The 15,989-nt window shown below is 70.9% G+C and carries 19 protein-coding genes; 18 read left to right on the top strand and 1 reads right to left on the bottom strand.

Annotated features, from left to right (window positions below):
• The first annotated feature begins 216 nt into the window (after nt 1-216).
• The 18 genes from ACTOWY_RS09245 to ACTOWY_RS09160 all read left to right on the top strand — a co-directional run bounded on the left by ACTOWY_RS09245 (nt 217) and on the right by ACTOWY_RS09160 (nt 14,934).
• Nucleotides 217-954: a redox-sensing transcriptional repressor Rex gene (locus ACTOWY_RS09245; RefSeq protein WP_441309531.1), complete on the top strand. Its 738-nt coding sequence runs from the start codon at nt 217-219 to the stop codon at nt 952-954.
• Nucleotides 951-2,324 carry a glutamyl-tRNA reductase gene (locus ACTOWY_RS09240; RefSeq protein WP_441309186.1) on the top strand — a complete coding sequence of 458 codons (1,374 nt, stop codon included), beginning with the start codon at nt 951-953 and terminating at the stop codon, nt 2,322-2,324. The genes ACTOWY_RS09245 and ACTOWY_RS09240 overlap by 4 nt, the downstream gene beginning before the upstream one ends.
• Nucleotides 2,321-3,277 carry a hydroxymethylbilane synthase gene (gene hemC / locus ACTOWY_RS09235; RefSeq protein WP_247755458.1) on the top strand — a complete coding sequence of 319 codons (957 nt, stop codon included), beginning with the start codon at nt 2,321-2,323 and terminating at the stop codon, nt 3,275-3,277. Before ACTOWY_RS09240 ends, hemC begins: the two co-directional genes overlap by 4 nt.
• Entirely contained in the window at nt 3,277-4,806 is a 1,530-nt protein-coding gene (locus ACTOWY_RS09230; RefSeq protein ID WP_441309185.1) for a uroporphyrinogen-III synthase, read from the top strand. Before hemC ends, ACTOWY_RS09230 begins: the two co-directional genes overlap by 1 nt.
• A 93-nt stretch (nt 4,807-4,899) precedes the next feature.
• The gene (gene hemB, locus ACTOWY_RS09225) at nt 4,900-5,877 is read left to right on the top strand and encodes a porphobilinogen synthase (RefSeq protein ID WP_441309184.1); all 978 of its coding nucleotides are present in this window, start codon (nt 4,900-4,902) and stop codon (nt 5,875-5,877) included.
• Complete coding sequence (locus tag ACTOWY_RS09220; protein ID WP_441309183.1) at nt 5,874-6,383, top strand: hypothetical protein; 510 nt, start codon at nt 5,874-5,876, stop codon at nt 6,381-6,383. Before hemB ends, ACTOWY_RS09220 begins: the two co-directional genes overlap by 4 nt.
• Nucleotides 6,384-6,422: 39 nt before the next feature.
• Nucleotides 6,423-7,151 (top strand): hypothetical protein, encoded by a 729-nt coding sequence (locus ACTOWY_RS09215; protein WP_441309182.1) that lies wholly within the window; start codon nt 6,423-6,425, stop codon nt 7,149-7,151.
• Nucleotides 7,151-7,576, top strand: coding sequence for a hypothetical protein (locus ACTOWY_RS09210; protein WP_441309181.1), 426 nt, complete (start codon nt 7,151-7,153; stop codon nt 7,574-7,576). The genes ACTOWY_RS09215 and ACTOWY_RS09210 overlap by 1 nt, the downstream gene beginning before the upstream one ends.
• Entirely contained in the window at nt 7,573-8,028 is a 456-nt protein-coding gene (locus tag ACTOWY_RS09205) for a hypothetical protein (protein WP_441309180.1), read from the top strand. Before ACTOWY_RS09210 ends, ACTOWY_RS09205 begins: the two co-directional genes overlap by 4 nt.
• A 13-nt stretch (nt 8,029-8,041) precedes the next feature.
• On the top strand, nt 8,042-8,368 hold the full coding sequence (locus ACTOWY_RS09200) for a hypothetical protein (RefSeq protein ID WP_247755465.1): 327 nt from the start codon (nt 8,042-8,044) through the stop codon (nt 8,366-8,368).
• Nucleotides 8,369-8,557: 189 nt separating this feature from the next.
• Nucleotides 8,558-9,679 carry an efflux RND transporter periplasmic adaptor subunit gene (locus tag ACTOWY_RS09195; RefSeq protein WP_441309179.1) on the top strand — a complete coding sequence of 374 codons (1,122 nt, stop codon included), beginning with the start codon at nt 8,558-8,560 and terminating at the stop codon, nt 9,677-9,679.
• A 17-nt stretch (nt 9,680-9,696) separates the two neighbouring features.
• A complete protein-coding gene (locus ACTOWY_RS09190; RefSeq protein WP_441309530.1) occupies nt 9,697-10,413 on the top strand; it encodes an ABC transporter ATP-binding protein in 717 nt (238 codons plus the stop codon).
• Between the two features lie 2 nt (nt 10,414-10,415).
• A complete protein-coding gene (locus ACTOWY_RS09185; RefSeq protein WP_441309178.1) occupies nt 10,416-11,612 on the top strand; it encodes an ABC transporter permease in 1,197 nt (398 codons plus the stop codon).
• A gap of 94 nt (nt 11,613-11,706) precedes the next feature.
• Nucleotides 11,707-12,165 carry a hypothetical protein gene (locus ACTOWY_RS09180; protein WP_441309177.1) on the top strand — a complete coding sequence of 153 codons (459 nt, stop codon included), beginning with the start codon at nt 11,707-11,709 and terminating at the stop codon, nt 12,163-12,165.
• Between the two features lie 2 nt (nt 12,166-12,167).
• Nucleotides 12,168-12,350, top strand: coding sequence for a hypothetical protein (locus ACTOWY_RS09175; protein ID WP_441309176.1), 183 nt, complete (start codon nt 12,168-12,170; stop codon nt 12,348-12,350).
• Nucleotides 12,351-12,410: 60 nt separating this feature from the next.
• Nucleotides 12,411-13,733 carry a glutamate-1-semialdehyde 2,1-aminomutase gene (hemL, locus tag ACTOWY_RS09170; protein WP_441309175.1) on the top strand — a complete coding sequence of 441 codons (1,323 nt, stop codon included), beginning with the start codon at nt 12,411-12,413 and terminating at the stop codon, nt 13,731-13,733.
• Nucleotides 13,730-14,359: a histidine phosphatase family protein gene (locus tag ACTOWY_RS09165; RefSeq protein ID WP_441309174.1), complete on the top strand. Its 630-nt coding sequence runs from the start codon at nt 13,730-13,732 to the stop codon at nt 14,357-14,359. The genes hemL and ACTOWY_RS09165 overlap by 4 nt, the downstream gene beginning before the upstream one ends.
• Nucleotides 14,356-14,934, top strand: a complete 579-nt coding sequence (locus tag ACTOWY_RS09160; RefSeq protein WP_441309173.1) for a TlpA disulfide reductase family protein — start codon at nt 14,356-14,358, stop codon at nt 14,932-14,934. The genes ACTOWY_RS09165 and ACTOWY_RS09160 overlap by 4 nt, the downstream gene beginning before the upstream one ends.
• Here ACTOWY_RS09160 and ACTOWY_RS09155 read toward each other — a convergent pair whose 3' ends face one another.
• Entirely contained in the window at nt 14,935-15,951 is a 1,017-nt protein-coding gene (locus ACTOWY_RS09155; protein ID WP_441309172.1) for a M64 family metallopeptidase, read from the bottom strand.
• Nucleotides 15,952-15,989 lie beyond the last annotated feature (38 nt).

Below are 15,989 nucleotides of genomic sequence, written 5' to 3'. Positions count from 1 at the left end.
TTCGGCGACTTTGTGCATGTGTTCACAAGTGGCTACCGTATAAGCAGTCACCCGGGTGGACGTGCGAGTTCGGGGCTCAGCGCGCTCAGGCACCTGTGTCGGTGACCTCAGTGTGTTCGGTGAGGGAGTTAACGCGTGACGGCGCAGCGGAACGAGGGGCGAACGGCCCCGGCCGGCAGCTCCGAGACGGTCGCTCAGGACTCGCTCGCCCCCGAGGTGCCCAGCGCCCGTGAACGCGCCAGGGCCATCCCGGAGGCGGCCGTCGCCCGGCTCGCGGTCTACCTGCGCGTGCTCTCCACCATGGCCGAACAGGGTGTGACCACCATCTCCAGCGAGGAGCTGGCCGCGGCGGCCGGGGTGAACTCGGCCAAGCTGCGCAAGGACCTCTCCTACATCGGCTCCTACGGCACCCGCGGCGTCGGCTACGAGGTGGAGGTGCTGGTCGACCAGATCGAGCGCATCCTCGGCCTGACCCGCAAGCACAGCGTCGCGGTGGTCGGCATCGGCAACCTGGGCCACGCGCTGGCCAACTACGGCGGATTCCCCGGCCGGGGGTTCCCGGTGGCCGCCCTCTTCGACGTCGACCCTGACCTGATGGGCGTCCCGGTGGGCGGCATCCCGGTCGAGCACGTGGACGACATCCCGACCGTCTGCGCCGAGCGCGAGGTGACCATCGGGGTCATCGCCACGCCGCCGGCGGCAGCACAGCTTGTCTGTGACCGTTTGGTCTCCGCCGGTGTGCAATGCATCCTGAACTTCGCACCGGTCGTGCTCCAGGTCCCGGACGACATCGAGGTGCGCAAGGTCGACTTGGCGGTGGAGATGCAGATCCTGTCCTTCCACGTGGCCCGTCGCGCCGATGAGGCGACGGAGCACGAGGCGTCCGCCGGCGCCGCCACCAGGGCCAACGGGGCCCGGGTCGCAGCCGCCGACCAGGTGGGGGTGCGTCCGTGAGCCTGCTTGTGGTCGGCCTTTCCCATCGCACCGCGCCGGTGTCGCTGCTGGAGCGCGCCGTGGTCAGCGGTGACGACGTCACCAAGCTGCTCGCCGAGCTGCTGGAGTGCCCGAACGTCTCCGAGGCCGTGCTCGTCTCCAGCTGCAACCGGGTCGAGGTCTACACCGTGGTGGAGACCTTCCACGGTGGCCTGGCCGACATCTCCGGGGTGCTCTCCCGCCAGTCCGGCGTGGACGTGCCCACCCTGTGCAACCACCTCTACGTGCACTACGCCGCCGGCGCGGTGGACCACCTGTTCCGGGTCTCCTCGGGCCTGGACTCGATGGTCGTGGGCGAGGCCCAGATCCTCGGCCAGCTGCGCTCGGCCTACACCACCGCCACCGAGGCCGGCACGGTCGGCCGCACCCTGCACGAGCTGATCCAGCACGGCCTGCGGGTCGGAAAGCGCGTGCACACCGAGACCGGCATCGACCACGCCGGTCCCTCGGTGGTGACCGAGGCCCTGGCCGACGCCGAGCGGGTGCTCGGCGGCCTCACCGGCCGCCGCGCGCTGGTCATCGGCGCCGGGTCGATGGGCGGCCTGGCCGCCGCCCAGCTCCGCCGGGCGGGCATCGGCCGGATCGCGGTGGCCAACCGCACCGCGGCCAACGGCGAACGGCTGGCCAATGCACTGGCCGCCGACGGCACCCCCGCGGTGGCCATCGGCCTGGAATCGCTGGTGGCCGAGCTGGCCCTGGCCGATGTCGTGGTCGCCTGCACCGGCGCGAACAGCCCCGTGCTGGACGCGGCGACCGTGCGCGCCGCGCGCACTGAGCCGGGCGCCCTGGTGGTGTGCGACCTCGGTCTGCCGCGCGATGTCGAAGCCGCGGTCGCGGACCTGCCCGGCGTGCACGTGGTCGACCTGGAAACCATGCAGCAGCGGCTGCGCGAGGCCCCCAGCGGCCTGGACACCCGGCGGGCCGGTGAGCTGGTCGCCGAAGAGGTGCAGGCCTACCTGGCCGCGCAGCGTTCGGCCGAGGTGACCCCGACGGTGACCGCGCTGCGCCGCCGCGCCGCCGAGGTGGTCGACAGCGAACTGCTGCGGCTGGACTCCCGGCTGCCCGAACTCGACTCCGCCGTCCGGGACGAGCTGTCCCGCACCGTGCGCCGGGTCGTCGACAAGCTGCTGCACATGCCGACCGTGCGGGTCAAGCAACTGGCCGCCGCGCCGGGTGGATCGAGCTACGCGGACGCCCTCCGCGAACTCTTCGCCCTGGACCCGCAGTCCGCCGCCGCCGTGAGCGCTACGCCTGCAACGCCTGCAACGGAAGCAGAGAGTGTGACCAACCACCACATCGCAATGTCCACAGTGGACGGTGAGGCCCGGTGAAGCGGACCTTGCGCATCGGCACGCGGGGCAGCGCCCTCGCCCTCGCCCAGACCGGCACTGTCGCGCAGGCTCTGGAGCAGGCGGGCGCGACCGTGGAGATAGTCACCGTGTCCACCCCCGGTGACCGCTCCTCCGCGCCCATCCCGGAGATCGGCATCGGGGTGTTCACCTCGGCCCTGCGCGACGCGCTGGCCGCGGGCGAGATCGACGTCGCCGTGCACTCCTACAAGGACCTGCCCACCGCGCCCGACCCCCGGCTGTCCCTGGCCGCGGTGCCCCGGCGCGAGGACCCCAGGGACGCGCTCTGCGCCAGGGACGGGCTCACGCTGGGCGAACTGCCCGCCGGCGCGGTCATCGGCACCGGTTCGCCGCGGCGGACCGCGCAGCTCAACGCGCTGGGCCTGGGCTGGGAGATCAAGCCGATCCGCGGCAACGTGGACACCCGGCTGAAGAAGGTCGTCAACGGCGAGCTGGACGCGGTGGTGCTGGCCAGGGCCGGGCTCGCCCGGCTCGGCAGGCTGGACGCGATCACCGAATCGCTCGACCCGTTGCAGATGTTGCCAGCGCCCGCACAGGGCGCCCTCGCGGTGGAATGCCGCGTTGCCGACGTGGACACCGAGCACCTGCTCCGGGCCACGTTGGACGATCAGGCCAGTCGCGCCGCGGTCACCGCGGAGCGAGCGATGCTCGCTGCTCTGGAAGCGGGCTGTAGCGCGCCGATCGGCGCGCTGGCCGACGTGGTGGAGGACCTGGACGAGGACGGTCGCGTGGTTGAGCGGCTGTCCCTGCGTGGGGTAGCCGCGACGCCGCAGAACGATTTGCTGCGCGCATCCGCCATCGGAGAGATGACCGCAGCAGAGCAGCTCGGCAAGGCATTGGCCGCTGAGCTGCTCGACCTTGGCGCCGCCGCGCTCAGCGGCCCCAGGGGAGTGAACGAAATGGGGAGTGCCTGATGACCCGCGCACGCAAGACCCCCGGACGGATCGCCTTCGTGGGCTCCGGTCCCGGCGACCTGGGCCTGCTCACCGTCCGGGCGCAGCAGTTGCTCACCACCGCCGAGCTGGTGGTGACCGACCCCGACGTGCCTGCCGAAGTGCTGGCGCTGGCCCCCGAGGGCATCGAGGTCCGCCCGGCCGTGGGTGACCCGGCCGATGTCGCCAAGGACCTGGCCACCGAGGCCCGCAACGGCCGTTCGGTGATCCGCCTGGTCGCGGGTGACCCGCTGACCGCCGACGCGGTGGTGGCCGAGGCCCAGGCCGTGGCCAAGACGAACGTCGCCTTCGACGTCATCCCCGGTGTCGCCGCCGGCACCGCGGTGCCCGCCTACGCGGGTGTCGCGCTCGGCGCGGTGCACACCGAGGCCGATGTCCGCGGCAGCGTGGACTGGGCCGCACTCGCCGGCGCCCCCGGCACCCTGGTGCTGCACGCCTCGGCCAGCCACCTCGCCGAGGCGGCCTCCTCGCTGGTGGAATACGGCCTGGCGCCGCAGACCCCGGCCGCGGTCACCACCGAGGGCACCAGCTGCGCTCAGCGCACCATCGACTCCACACTGGCCGCGCTGGCCGCCGACGCCGGTGACCTGACCGGTCCGCTGGTGGTCACCGTGGGCAGCTCGGTGGGCAACCGGAACAAGCTCTCCTGGTGGGAGTCCCGCGCCCTCTACGGCTGGCGGGTGCTGGTGCCGCGCACCAAGGAGCAGGCAGGCGAGATGAGCGACCGGCTGCGCGCGCACGGCGCCATCCCGGTCGAGGTGCCCACCATCTCGGTGGAGCCGCCGCGCAGCCCCGCGCAGATGGAGCGCGCGGTCAAGGGCCTGGTCGACGGCCGCTACCAGTGGGTGATCTTCACCTCCACCAACGCGGTCCGCGCGGTGTGGGAGAAGTTCGAGGAGTTCGGCCTGGACGCCCGCGCGTTCTCCGGCGTCAAGATCGCCTGTATCGGCGAGGCGACCGCGGCGAAGGTGCGCTCCTTCGGCATCACCCCGGAACTGGTGCCCTCCGGCGACCAGTCCAGCGAGGGCCTGCTCGCCGACTTCCCGCCGCACGACGACATCTTCGACCCGGTGGACCGGATCCTGTTGCCGCGCGCGGACATCGCCACCGAGACGCTGGCCGCAGGCCTGCGTGAGCGGGGCTGGGAGCCCGACGACGTGACCGCGTACCGCACGGTGCGCGCCGCGCCGCCGCCCGCGGACACCCGCGAGATGATCAAGACCGGCGGGTTCGACGCGGTGTGCTTCACCTCGTCTTCCACCGTGCGGAACCTGGTCGGCATCGCGGGCAAGCCGCACACCCGCACCATCGTGGCCTGCATCGGCCCGCAGACCGCGGAGACCGCGATCGAGTTCGGCCTGCGCGTGGACGTGCAGCCCGAACTCGCCCAGGTCCCCGCCCTGGTCGACGCGCTGGCCGATCACGCCGCCCGGCTGCGCGCCGAGGGCGCGCTGCCGCCGCCCCGCAAGACCAAGCGTGCGCGGCGCTGAAGCTGAAGCAGTGAGGTAAGCAGTGGCGCTCCCGCGTTGACCGGGGAGCGCCACTGTCCTTTTCGGACTCGTATTCGCAAGGGAGTACCGGCAGTGTTCCCGTCCCACCGTCCCCGTCGCCTGCGCACCACCCCGGCGCTGCGCCGCCTGGTCGCCGAGACCACCGTGCGCCCGCAGCACCTGGTGCTGCCCATGTTCGTCAAGGAAGGCGCGACCGAACCGAACGCGATCCGCTCCATGCCCGGGGTGTACCAGCACTCCATGGACTCGCTGCGCAAAGCCGCGGTGGAGGCCGTGCAGGCCGGGGTCGGCGGCATCATGCTCTTCGGCGTGCCCACGACCAAGGACGCCACCGGCTCCGGCGGGGTGGACCCGGACGGCATCCTCAACGTCGCGCTGCGGGAACTGCGTGGCGAACTCGGCGACGCGACCGTGCTCATGTCGGACTGCTGCCTGGACGAGTTCACCGATCACGGCCACTGCGGCGTGCTCGCCCCGGACGGCTCGGTGGACAACGACGCCACCCTGACCCTCTACGGCGAGATGGCGATCGCCCAGGCCAAGGCCGGGGCGCACCTGGTCGGGCCCAGCGGCATGATGGACGGCCAGGTCGGCTTCATCCGCGAGGCGCTCGACGCCGCCGGGCTCACCGACACCGGCATCCTGGCCTACACCGTCAAGTACGCCTCCGCGCTCTTCGGCCCGTTCCGCGAGGCGGTGGAGTCCCAGCTGGTCGGCGACCGCAAGACCTACCAGCAGGACCCGGCCAACCTGCGCGAGTCCCTGCGCGAACTGGCCCTGGACCTGGCCGAGGGCGCCGACCTGGTCATGGTCAAGCCCGCGCTGCCCTACCTGGACGTGCTCAGCGAGGTCGCCAAGATCAGTGATGTGCCGGTCGCGGCCTACCAGATCTCCGGTGAGTACGCGATGGTCGAGGCGGCCGCGGCCAACGGCTGGATCGACCGGGACCGCACCGTGCTGGAGACCCTCACCTCGATCCGGCGGGCCGGCGCGGACATCGTGCTGACCTACTGGGCCACCGAGGCCGCGCAGTGGCTGGACCGCGGATGACCGAGGTGCTCATCCCGCCCCGCCAGCTGCTGCTGTCCCGGCGGCTCTGGATCGCCAGCTGTGTGGCCGGGCTGGTCGCGGTGATCTTCCGGCTCGCCGACCGGCGCGGGCTCAACGACATGCTCGGCCAGCTCGCCCCGCAGCTCACCCTCGGCCAGGTCTACGGCGCGGTGAACCTCGCGGTGGTCATGACGGTGGCGCTGCGGCTCGGCGTCATCGCGCTGTTCTGGTGGCTGTCCACCCGGACCGTGCAGGGCGTGGAATGGGCCCGCGTGGTGCTCACCGTGCTCGGCGGGATGAGTGTGGGCCTGGGTTTGCTCGGGGTGCTCGGACTGGTGGCGGGCTCCGCCTCGGCGGTGGTGGCTCAGCTCGGGATCATCCAGGTCACGCTGTCCGTGGTGGTCTTCGGACTGGACGTGGCCGCGCTGGCGATGATGTTCCACCCGAACTCCAGGGCGTACTTCATCGGCGTGCGCAGGACCCGACCAGGTAACACACCGGCATAGCCGTTGGACAGGGTCGGTGGTCGGCCCTAGCGTGAGCGCGTGAGCAACCCGTACGACCCCAGCCAGGGTCAACCGCAGTACCCCCAGCAGCCGGGGTACCCCTCCACTCCGCAAGGCTTCCCCCAGCAGCAGCCGGGCTACGGCCAGCCGCCGCAGCCCGGTTACGGCCAGCCCCAGTACGGGCAGCCGCAGTACGGCCAGCAGCCCGGTGGCCAGCACCTGCCGCCCGGCATGCCCGGCGGTGGCGGCCCGATCGCCCGGCCGCAGCAGGTCGAGCTGGCCTTCTGGATCTGGATCGCCGGCGCCGTGGTCAGCGTGATCGGCTCGGTCCTCGGCTTCATCGGCGCCCGGCAGCAGATCGCCGGGATCATGGACACCCAGCGCTCGGTGAACCCTGACCTGCCGCCGGAACTCCAGCAGCGGATCCAGCAGACCGCGGAATCAATCGGCGGCACGGCCCTCATCGTCGGGCTCGTCGTCGGCATCATCATGGCAGGCCTGTTCGTGATGTTCAGCATCTTCATGCGCAACGGCCGGAACTGGGCGCGGGTCGTGCTGACCGTGCTCGGCGGTATCGGCATTGTGAACGGACTGATCGGCCTCGCCGGCATCGGCTTCCTGGCCAGCCTGCCCGCCGACGGGCCGATCCAGGCGTCCGGGATGACCTCGATCGGCTCGTACCTGGGCTTCATTCCGCCGCTGTGCGCGATCGCGGGCATCGTGTTCATGTTCCACCGCAACGCCAACTACTACTTCAAGCAGAGCTGATGGCGGCTGGGATCCCGCACCCGGCCTCGATCAGGGTCGCGGTGGGCCTCTGGCTGGCCACCGCGACCTTCGGCGTGCTGAACACGATCTTCTACTGGACCCAGTACGACACCGTGCGGGACGCGCTGATCCGGGAGAAGGTGCCGGAGGCGGAGAAGGTCGCCACGACCCTGCTCACCTTCCACAGCACCACGATGGTGTTCTTCGGCATCCTCTACGTGGCCTTCGGGCTGCTGCTGCGGCAGGGCCGGAACTGGGCGCGGGTGGCGCTGACCGTCACCGCCGTGCTGCACCTCATCTTCACCCTGCGCCAGGGCCTGACCGCCGAGGGACTGCTGATCGCGGTCCTGCTCGCCGGGGCGTTGCTCACCTCCTGGTGGCGGACCAGCACCGACTGGCTGCTGGCGGTGAAGACCGCCCGGTGATCCAGCCCGACGAACCGGCCCCGGTCCTCTTCGCCGAGCCAGGCTCCAGCTACTGGCCGGTGCTCTGGGGACCGGGGTTCGCCGCGGTCGCGCTGGGGGTGGAACTGCTCACCGGCGGCCGGGTGAACTGGGCGGCCTGGCTGCTCGTCGGCGGCGGATTCGCGGTCGCCGCGCTGGTCTGGATCCAGGCCAGGCGGCGGCTGTGCTCGGTCTCGCTGACCCCGTACCACCTGCGCTGCGGCCGCGAGCTGATCGCGGTCGAGCAGGTGGCCGAGGTCGGCGAGGTGGGCGTGCCGGCGGGCGCCAGAGTGCTCGGCGGCGGGTGGAGCGCGCCCAAGGGCTGCCACGAACTGCCGGTGCGGCTGGCCGACGGCTCGGTGCTGCTGGCCTGGGCCCGGGATGCCGAGGGGCTGCGTGACGCACTGCGACGGCGGTTGGACGCGCGGTCGTGAGAAGCTGTCCGGCGTGAGTTCTCCCGAGATCGCGAGCCAGCCGCAGGCCGCGCCCGTCCAGCCCCGGCTGCACCAGCCCTGGCGGGCGCTGATCGTGCTGGGAGAACTCCTGCTCGCGGTGCTGCTGGTGCTCGGCGCGCTCTGGGCCTGGCAGCGCGGCCTGGTGCCGATGACCCTGCCCAACGCCAAACCCGGCGGCCCGCCGTACGAGCTGACCAGGTACGTCGGCCCCTGGCTCGGGCTCTCCGCGCTGCTGGGCATGCTGGCCCTGGTGGCCGTGCTGGACGCGATCCGGCAGCTGATGCTGGCCCTGCGCGCCGGTGGCCGCCGCCGCGCCTGAGCGCGCGATTTCCGCCGCTGTGTAATAGCCACGTCACAGAAGACGGGAATCAGGGTATTCCCCTGATCCGGCTATGAACTGTGTGGATAGGGTGGCGAAATGTCACCACGTCCACGACGCCGTAGGTGGATCATTGTCGGCGTCGTCGCTCTGATCGTTGTTGCCGGTGGCGGATACCTGGGGTACCGCATGCTGTCGCCGACCTCGGCCGCCGAGCGCGGTCCATCGGGTCCGCCGACGGCCACCGTCAGCCGGGGTTCGGTCGTCGACAGTGTGTCGGCGGCGGCGAGCCTGCGCGCGTCCCGGTCGGCCAACGTCGACTTCGGCACCAGCGCCATCGTGAACAAGGTCTTCGTCAAGCTCGGCGACAAGGTCAGCAAGAGCCAGAAGCTGGCCACCGTGGACGACCGGCAGGCCAAGGCGCAGCTGGACGCGGCCAAAGCGCAGCTGGAGTCGGCCAAGGCCGCGGTGACCGCGGCCAAGGAGGCCAAGCAGCCGACCACCGGGCCCAACGCCCAGGTCAAGCAGGCTGAGCTACAGGTGGAGACGGCGCAGGACGCCGTGCGCTCCACCATCATCTACGCCCCGTTCGCCGGCACGGTCACCGCGATGAACGGCGCGGTCGGCCAGCGTTCCGGCGGTGGCGGCACCTCCGCGGGCAACACCGGCGGCGGCTCGGGGTCCAGTGGCGGCGCGGGCGGCCAGGGCGGGTCCGGCGGCGGTGGCCGCGGCGGCCCCAGCGGCATCCCGGACGTCCCGTCGGTGCCCAACCAGAGTTCCTCCGGCAGCGGCTTCCTGACCGTCACCGACCTCACCGGCTACCAGATCGCGGCCACCTTCTCCGAGATCGACATCGTCAAGGTCAAGGTCGGCCAGGCCGCCCAGGTCGCGGTGAACGCGTTGGGCGGCAAGAAGTTCCCGGCCAAGGTGGTGCAGGTCGACCTGATGCCCGCCAGCTCCTCCGGCGTGGTCCAGTACGGCGTGCTGCTGGAGCTGGACGAGACCTCAGCCGAACTCAAGCCCGGTCAGTCGGCCAACGTGGTGGTCACCACCGCCAAGGCGGACTCGGTGCTGCAGGTGCCCTCCGGCGCGGTGCAGACCGTGGACGGCAAGAGCACGGTCACCGTGATGGTCAACGGCCAGCCCAAGCCGACCCCGGTGCAGCTGGGCGTGCGCAGCGACCACATCATCGAGATCACCTCCGGGCTGAGCGAGGGCGATGTGGTGCTGCTGGGCGACTCCGGTGGCCCCGGCCGCTTCCCCGAGGGCGGGTTCCCCGGCAAGTCCGCGCCGGTGCGGGTGGCCCGGTGACCCAGCCCGCGTCCGGGATCCGCCCGGTCATCGAGCTGCGCGGGGTGCGCAAGATCTACGGCAAGGGCGAGGCCACCGTGCACGCGCTGGCCGGGGTCGACCTCATCGTGCCCACCGGTGACTACGTGGCGATCATGGGCGCCTCCGGCTCCGGCAAGTCCACCCTGCTCAACATCGTGGGCTGCCTGGACCCGGCCACCGAGGGCGAGTACTTCCTCGACGGTGTGAACGTGGCCGAGCAGAAGCCCAAGCAACTGGCCAGGGTGCGCAACCACAAGATCGGGTTCGTGTTCCAGTCGTTCAACCTGATCCCCCGGTTCAACGCACTGTCCAATGTGGAGCTGCCGATGAGTTACGCGGGGCTGCGCAAGGGCGAACGCCGCCGCCGGGCACTGTCCGCGCTGGCCACGGTCGGCCTGGCGGACCGGGTCAAGCACCTGCCGACCGAGTTGTCCGGCGGTCAGCAGCAGCGGGTGGCCATCGCCCGCGCGCTGGTCACCGAACCGGCGCTGCTGCTCGCTGATGAGCCCACCGGCAACCTGGACTCCAAGAGCACCGCCGAGGTGCTGGCGATCCTGGACAACCTCAACGCCGCCGGCCGGACGATCGTGGTCATCACGCACGAGCGTGATGTGGCCGAGCACGCCCGCCGGGTGCTGCACATGGTGGACGGGAAGATCGTGCACGAGGAACACAACAACTCGGCCCGGCACGCGGTGGGGGTGGCCCGATGAGGATGGGCGAGGTCCTTTTCTCCGCGGTGCGCGGCCTGCTGGCCAACAAGCTCCGCTCCATCCTGACCACCCTGGGCATTCTCATCGGGGTGGCCTCGGTGATCGCGATCGTGGCGGTCGGCCAGGGCGCCTCCAACATGATCATGAACAGCATCAACAGCCTGGGCGCGCACACCTTGAGCGTCTACCAGCGCTACTCCGAAGCCGGCCCCGGCAGGCCGCTGACCCTGGAGGACGCCGAGGCGCTGGCCGCGCCCGAGCTGGCCGACAAGATCAAGGCCGTGGTGCCGGGGGTGTGGTCCTCGGGGTCGGTCAACGACGGGGTGCGCACCAAGGACAACGCCCAGGTGCTGGGCACCCACCCGGACTACTTCCAGCTCAACAACGCCCTGCTGGCCAAGGGCACCTACTTCAGCAAGACCGACGTCACCGAGTCCCGCAAGGTCATCGTGATGGGCGGCAAGCTGGCCAGGGAACTGTTCAACGGCGCCGATCCGGTCAACCGCCAGGTGATCATCAGCGGCATGCAGTTCGTCGTGGTCGGCGTGCTGGAGGAGGCCGGTGAGGGTGGCCGCGGCCGCTCCACCGACGAGATGCTGGCCATGCCGCTGTCCACCCTGCAGAACACCCTGACCGGGCCGCAGCAGCCGCTGAGCCAGTTCATGGTGCAGGCGCACTCGGTGGAGAAGATGGACGCGGCCAGGGCCGCGATCAACCAGGTGCTGCGCGCCAAGCACCGGATCGACGCGGACAAGCCTGCCGACTTCGAGGTGAGCGACCCGCGCGAGCTGACCCGCAGCAGCAGGCAGATCGACACGGTGCTGACCTACCTGATCCTGGCCATCGGCGGCATCGCGCTGCTCATCGGCGGGGTCGGCATCACCAACATCATGCTGGTCACGGTCACCGAGCGGACCCGCGAGATCGGCATCCGCAAGGCCATCGGCGCCACCAGGGGCGCCATCATGGGCCAGTTCCTGGCCGAGGCCACCATGCTGAGCATGTTCGGCGGATTCCTGGGTGTGGTGGTCGGCGTCATCGCCGGGCAGTTCAGCATTCGCGGCCTGCAATTGGTCGTGGTGCCGGAGTCGGTATTGCTGGCATTCGCGGTGTCGGCGTTGATCGGCCTGTTCTTCGGTGCGCTACCGGCCAACCGGGCCAGCAAATTGCACCCGATCCAGGCTTTGCGCCACGAGTGACATTCCGTGACGCCAGGCCCCGGCAGTCACCCACAGTAGTGGAGTGATTACCGGGGCCTGGCGTTCATGAAAGCCGGGTGCCACCATGGCGGACATGGCCGGAGCATTCGAGTGGCATCCCCCGGAGGTCCGGGAGAAGAACGGCTGGGTCTCGAAGTACGCCGAGCGCTCCCAGCTGCGCCGCGACCTGTCGGAGCCCCTGCCGCCGACCCCGCCCGACCTCCAGTTCCACACCTACCCGACCACGATCAGCGACACCCTCGCCCTGCTGCCGCCCGGCCTCGCCTCCAAGTTCCGCCAGGAGATGCTTGAGGTCCCATTCCACCGGCTGGCGGATCTCGCCGCCGAATGGGGAGAAACCGCGGTAATCCTGCATGACGCCTCGACCCAGGAAATCCTGGAGGCAATCGAGGACGGCGACGACGACACCGTCGCGTCAAGGATGAATCCCGCGCCGGAATGGTTTGAAGAGGGCGTCACGCCCGAAGACAGGGGGCAATGGTCATGGCTGGCTACCGAGTCGAGTACGAAGAACGAGCCCGGAAAACCCTAGAGATGCTGAGTGCCCCGCGTCGTGAGCAGATCCGGGGCGCCATCTCGGTGTGGGCGCGGAATCCGCCGCCGTCCGGGAACCACACCAAACACCGGATCGACGTGCCGGGCGGGAACGCGTTCGCCAGGGTGGAGCACCGGACCGAGTCGGTCCACGTCATCGTGATCTTGGCGGTCGAGTGCTGACAGCCCCCACGACACCACCCGACCGGGGGTTGCGACACTGGACAAGTGACGTCGACGCCAGTGAGCAAACGCAGTGACGAAGCCTCCGTCGCCACCTCCCGCGCGCTATTCGACCGCGCGGCCAAGGTCACGCCGGGCGGGGTGAACTCGCCGGTCCGGGCCTTCCACGCGGTGGGCGGCACGCCGCGGTTCATGGTGTCCGGCCAGGGCGCCTACCTCACCGACGCCGACGGCTTCGAGTATGTCGACCTGGTGTCCTCCTGGGGGCCGATGATCCTCGGGCACGCGCATCCCGCGGTGGTCGAAGCCGTGCGCACGGCCGCGACCAGCGGGTTGTCCTTCGGGACGCCGACCGAGGGTGAGATCGAGCTGGCCGAGGAGATCATCTCCAGGGTGGCGCCGGTGCAGCAGGTGCGGCTGGTCAACTCCGGCACCGAGGCCACCATGAGCGCGATCCGGCTGGCCCGCGGGTTCACCGGGCGGCGCAAGGTGGTCAAGTTCGCTGGGTGCTACCACGGGCACGTGGACGCGCTGCTGGCCGAGGCCGGGTCCGGGGTGGCCACGCTGGGCCTGCCCACCACGCCGGGCGTCACCGGGGCCACCGCCGAGGACACCCTGGTGCTGCCCTACAACGACTTCGACGCGGTGCGGACCGTCTTCGCGACGCACGGCGCGGACATCGCCTGTGTGATCACCGAGGCGGCCGCGGGCAACATGGGCGCGATCGCGCCGGAACTGGGTTTCAACGCGCTGCTCAAGGAACTGTGCACGGCCAATGGCGCGCTGCTGGTGATGGACGAGGTGATGACCGGGTTCCGGGTCTCCGCGGCAGGCTGGTTCGGCGTGGAAGGGGTCGCGGGCGATCTCTACACCTTCGGCAAGGTCATGTCCGGCGGGCTGCCCGCGGCGGCCTTCGGCGGGCGCGCGGACGTGATGGCGAAGCTGGCCCCGGCCGGTCCGGTCTACCAGGCTGGCACGCTCTCCGGTAACCCGGTCGCGGTCGCGGCTGGGCTGGCCACGCTGCGCAACGCCACCGCCGAGGTCTACACCGCGCTGGACACCAACGCGCGCAAGCTCGGCTCGCTGCTGGGCGACGCGCTCAGCGCCGAGGGCGTGCCGCACCGGGTGCAGTACGCGGGCAACCTGGTCAGCGTGTTCTTCACCGAGGACCCGGTCCGCGACTACGCGGGCGCCAAGGCGGCCCAGACCTGGCGGTTCGCCCCGTTCTTCCACGAGCTGCTGGCTCGTGGCGTGTACGCCCCGCCCAGCGCCTTCGAGGCGTGGTTCGTCTCCGCGGCGCTGGATGACGCGGCCTTCGAGCGGATCACCGAGGCCCTGCCGCACGCAGCGGCGGCCGCGGCGGCAGCCAAGGAGAACTCGTGACACGCACCGTGGTCCACCTGCTCCGGCACGGCGAGGTCTACAACCCCAACGGCATCCTCTACGGCCGTCTGCCAGGGTTCCGGCTCTCCGGCGCGGGGCAACAGCAGGCCAAGCTGGTCGCCGAGCACCTCAACGAGCGGGACATCACGCACGTGGTCGCCTCGCCGCTGGAGCGCGCGCAGCAGACCGCCCGGCCGCTGGCTGACTCGCATCAGCTGGAGGTCGCGGTGGACGACCGGCTGATCGAGTCCAGCAACAAGTTCGAGGGCCTCAAGGTCTCCGTCGGCGACGGCGCGCTGCGCTCACCGCGGCACTGGCCCAAGCTGTACAACCCGCTCCGCCCGTCCTGGGGCGAGGCCTACCTGCACATCGCGCACCGGATGCTCGGCGCGGTGCACCGGGCCAGGGTGGCCGCGGCCGGGCACGAGGCGGTCTGCGTGTCCCACCAGCTGCCGATCTGGACCGTGCGCCGGTTCCTGGAAGGGCGCCGGATGTGGCACGACCCGCGTCGCCGCCAGTGCTCGCTGGCCTCGCTGACCAGCCTGGTCTTCCAGGACGAGGAGCTGGTCCGGATCGCCTACAGCGAACCGGTCGGCCGCACCGATCCCCGGGTGACCGGGGCATGAGGCGGCTGCTCCCTGCCGTGCTCGCGGCACTGCTGCTCACCGGGTGCGCCACCGGCACCGACGCGGTGGTGGCCGGCGGCGGCGAGTTCCAGTTCGTCGCCCCCGGCGGTCAGTCCCGGATCCGGTACGAGCCAGCGCAGCGGCAGAAGGCGCCCGAGATCGGCGGGGACAGCCTGCTGGAGCAGGGCAAGACGATCAAGGTATCGGACTTCGGCGGCAAGGTCGTGGTGCTCAACCTGTGGGGCAGCTGGTGTGCGCCCTGCCGGGACGAGGTGGACGACCTGGAGCGGGTCTACGAGCAGACCAAGGACTCCGGCGTGCAGTTCCTCGGCATCGACGTGCGCGATGAGATCCGCAGCGCCCCGGCCGACTTCGTGCGCGACCACAAGCAGACCTACCCGTCGATCTACGACCCGCCGGGCCGGTCGCTGCTGGGCCTGCGTGGCTACCCGCGCAACGCGGTGCCGTCCACCCTGGTGCTGGATCGGCAGCACCGGGTGGCCGCGGTGTTCCTGAGCAAGCTCACCGACAGCGAGCTGCTGCCGGTGGTCCAGGAGATCGCCGCCGAGAAGTGACTAGCTGGGCAGCAGTCGCAGCTGCCGGAGCAGGGCCAGCGGGTCTGCCGGCGGCTGCGACTTGGCCAGGATGGCGTCGGTCATCGCCTTGCGGCCGATCAGGTTGAACTCCCGGCCGAGGGTGCGCATGATCGAGTCCTGGCTGGGCCGGAAGATGCCGCGTTCCTGGTAGCGCCCGCCCTCGATGACCCCGATCACGCCGCCGTCCGGGGTCGGCTGGCCGATCAGCGCATGCCATTTCACCCGCTGCTCGCGCATCTGCGCCTCGGTCAGCACCGAGGCGTTCGGCTCGGCCAGCTCCGGTCCGGCGTAGGGGTCGCCGGGGGAGAAGTACTCATCGGCCAGCCCGCCCATGGAGTGGCCCAGCTCGTGGATGGCGATCTGTCCGGCCTGCGGGTTGCCGCCTGCCGCGGTGGCCACCGGACCGCCCGCGCCGCCGTACTTGGCGGTGTTGCCCAGCGCGATCACCTGGTCGGCCTGCGGGGCGAGCGCGGCGTACTGCTGGGCCGCGCCCTCGTTCACGCAGAGCAGCCGCTCGGTCGTGCTGCGGCCCTGGCACCAGAAGCCCATGTCCAGCGCGGTCTCCCTGAGCACGCCCTGGGCCGGGTCGTGGTCCACACCGGAGTCGGTGGACACCACGTCCACCCGCCACACGTTGAGATGCCCGGTCAGCGACTTGAACGGCTCCACCTGGGCCAGCTCGGCCCACTTCTCCCGCACGTGCTGCTCGTAGGCGGGTAAGTCGGCCATGGTGTAGCCGTCGCCGACGAAGACCAGGTCAAAGCGCTGGTCAGAGGGTCCCGAGTTATGCACGATGCCGATCTGGGCGAGGATCTCGTCCGCGACCTCGGGCTGGTTCGGCGCGACCGGCACCCGGACCTTGCTGATGGTCCCGTCCGGGGAGAAGACCTCGCGTAGCTCGAACTGTTGCGGGGCGGCGGCCACCGGCTGGGTCAGCGAGAGCAGCAGAGCGGCGGAGGAAAGCGCGCCGGCGAGTGCGGCGAGAGGGCGAAGCACGGGTAGACGCTAGGTGCCCGAGCGCGCCGGAACCAGAC

Source organism: Crossiella sp. CA198 (assembly GCF_052078295.1).
GTDB lineage: Bacteria > Actinomycetota > Actinomycetes > Mycobacteriales > Pseudonocardiaceae > Crossiella.
This window is presented reverse-complemented; position numbering and strand designations above follow the sequence as displayed.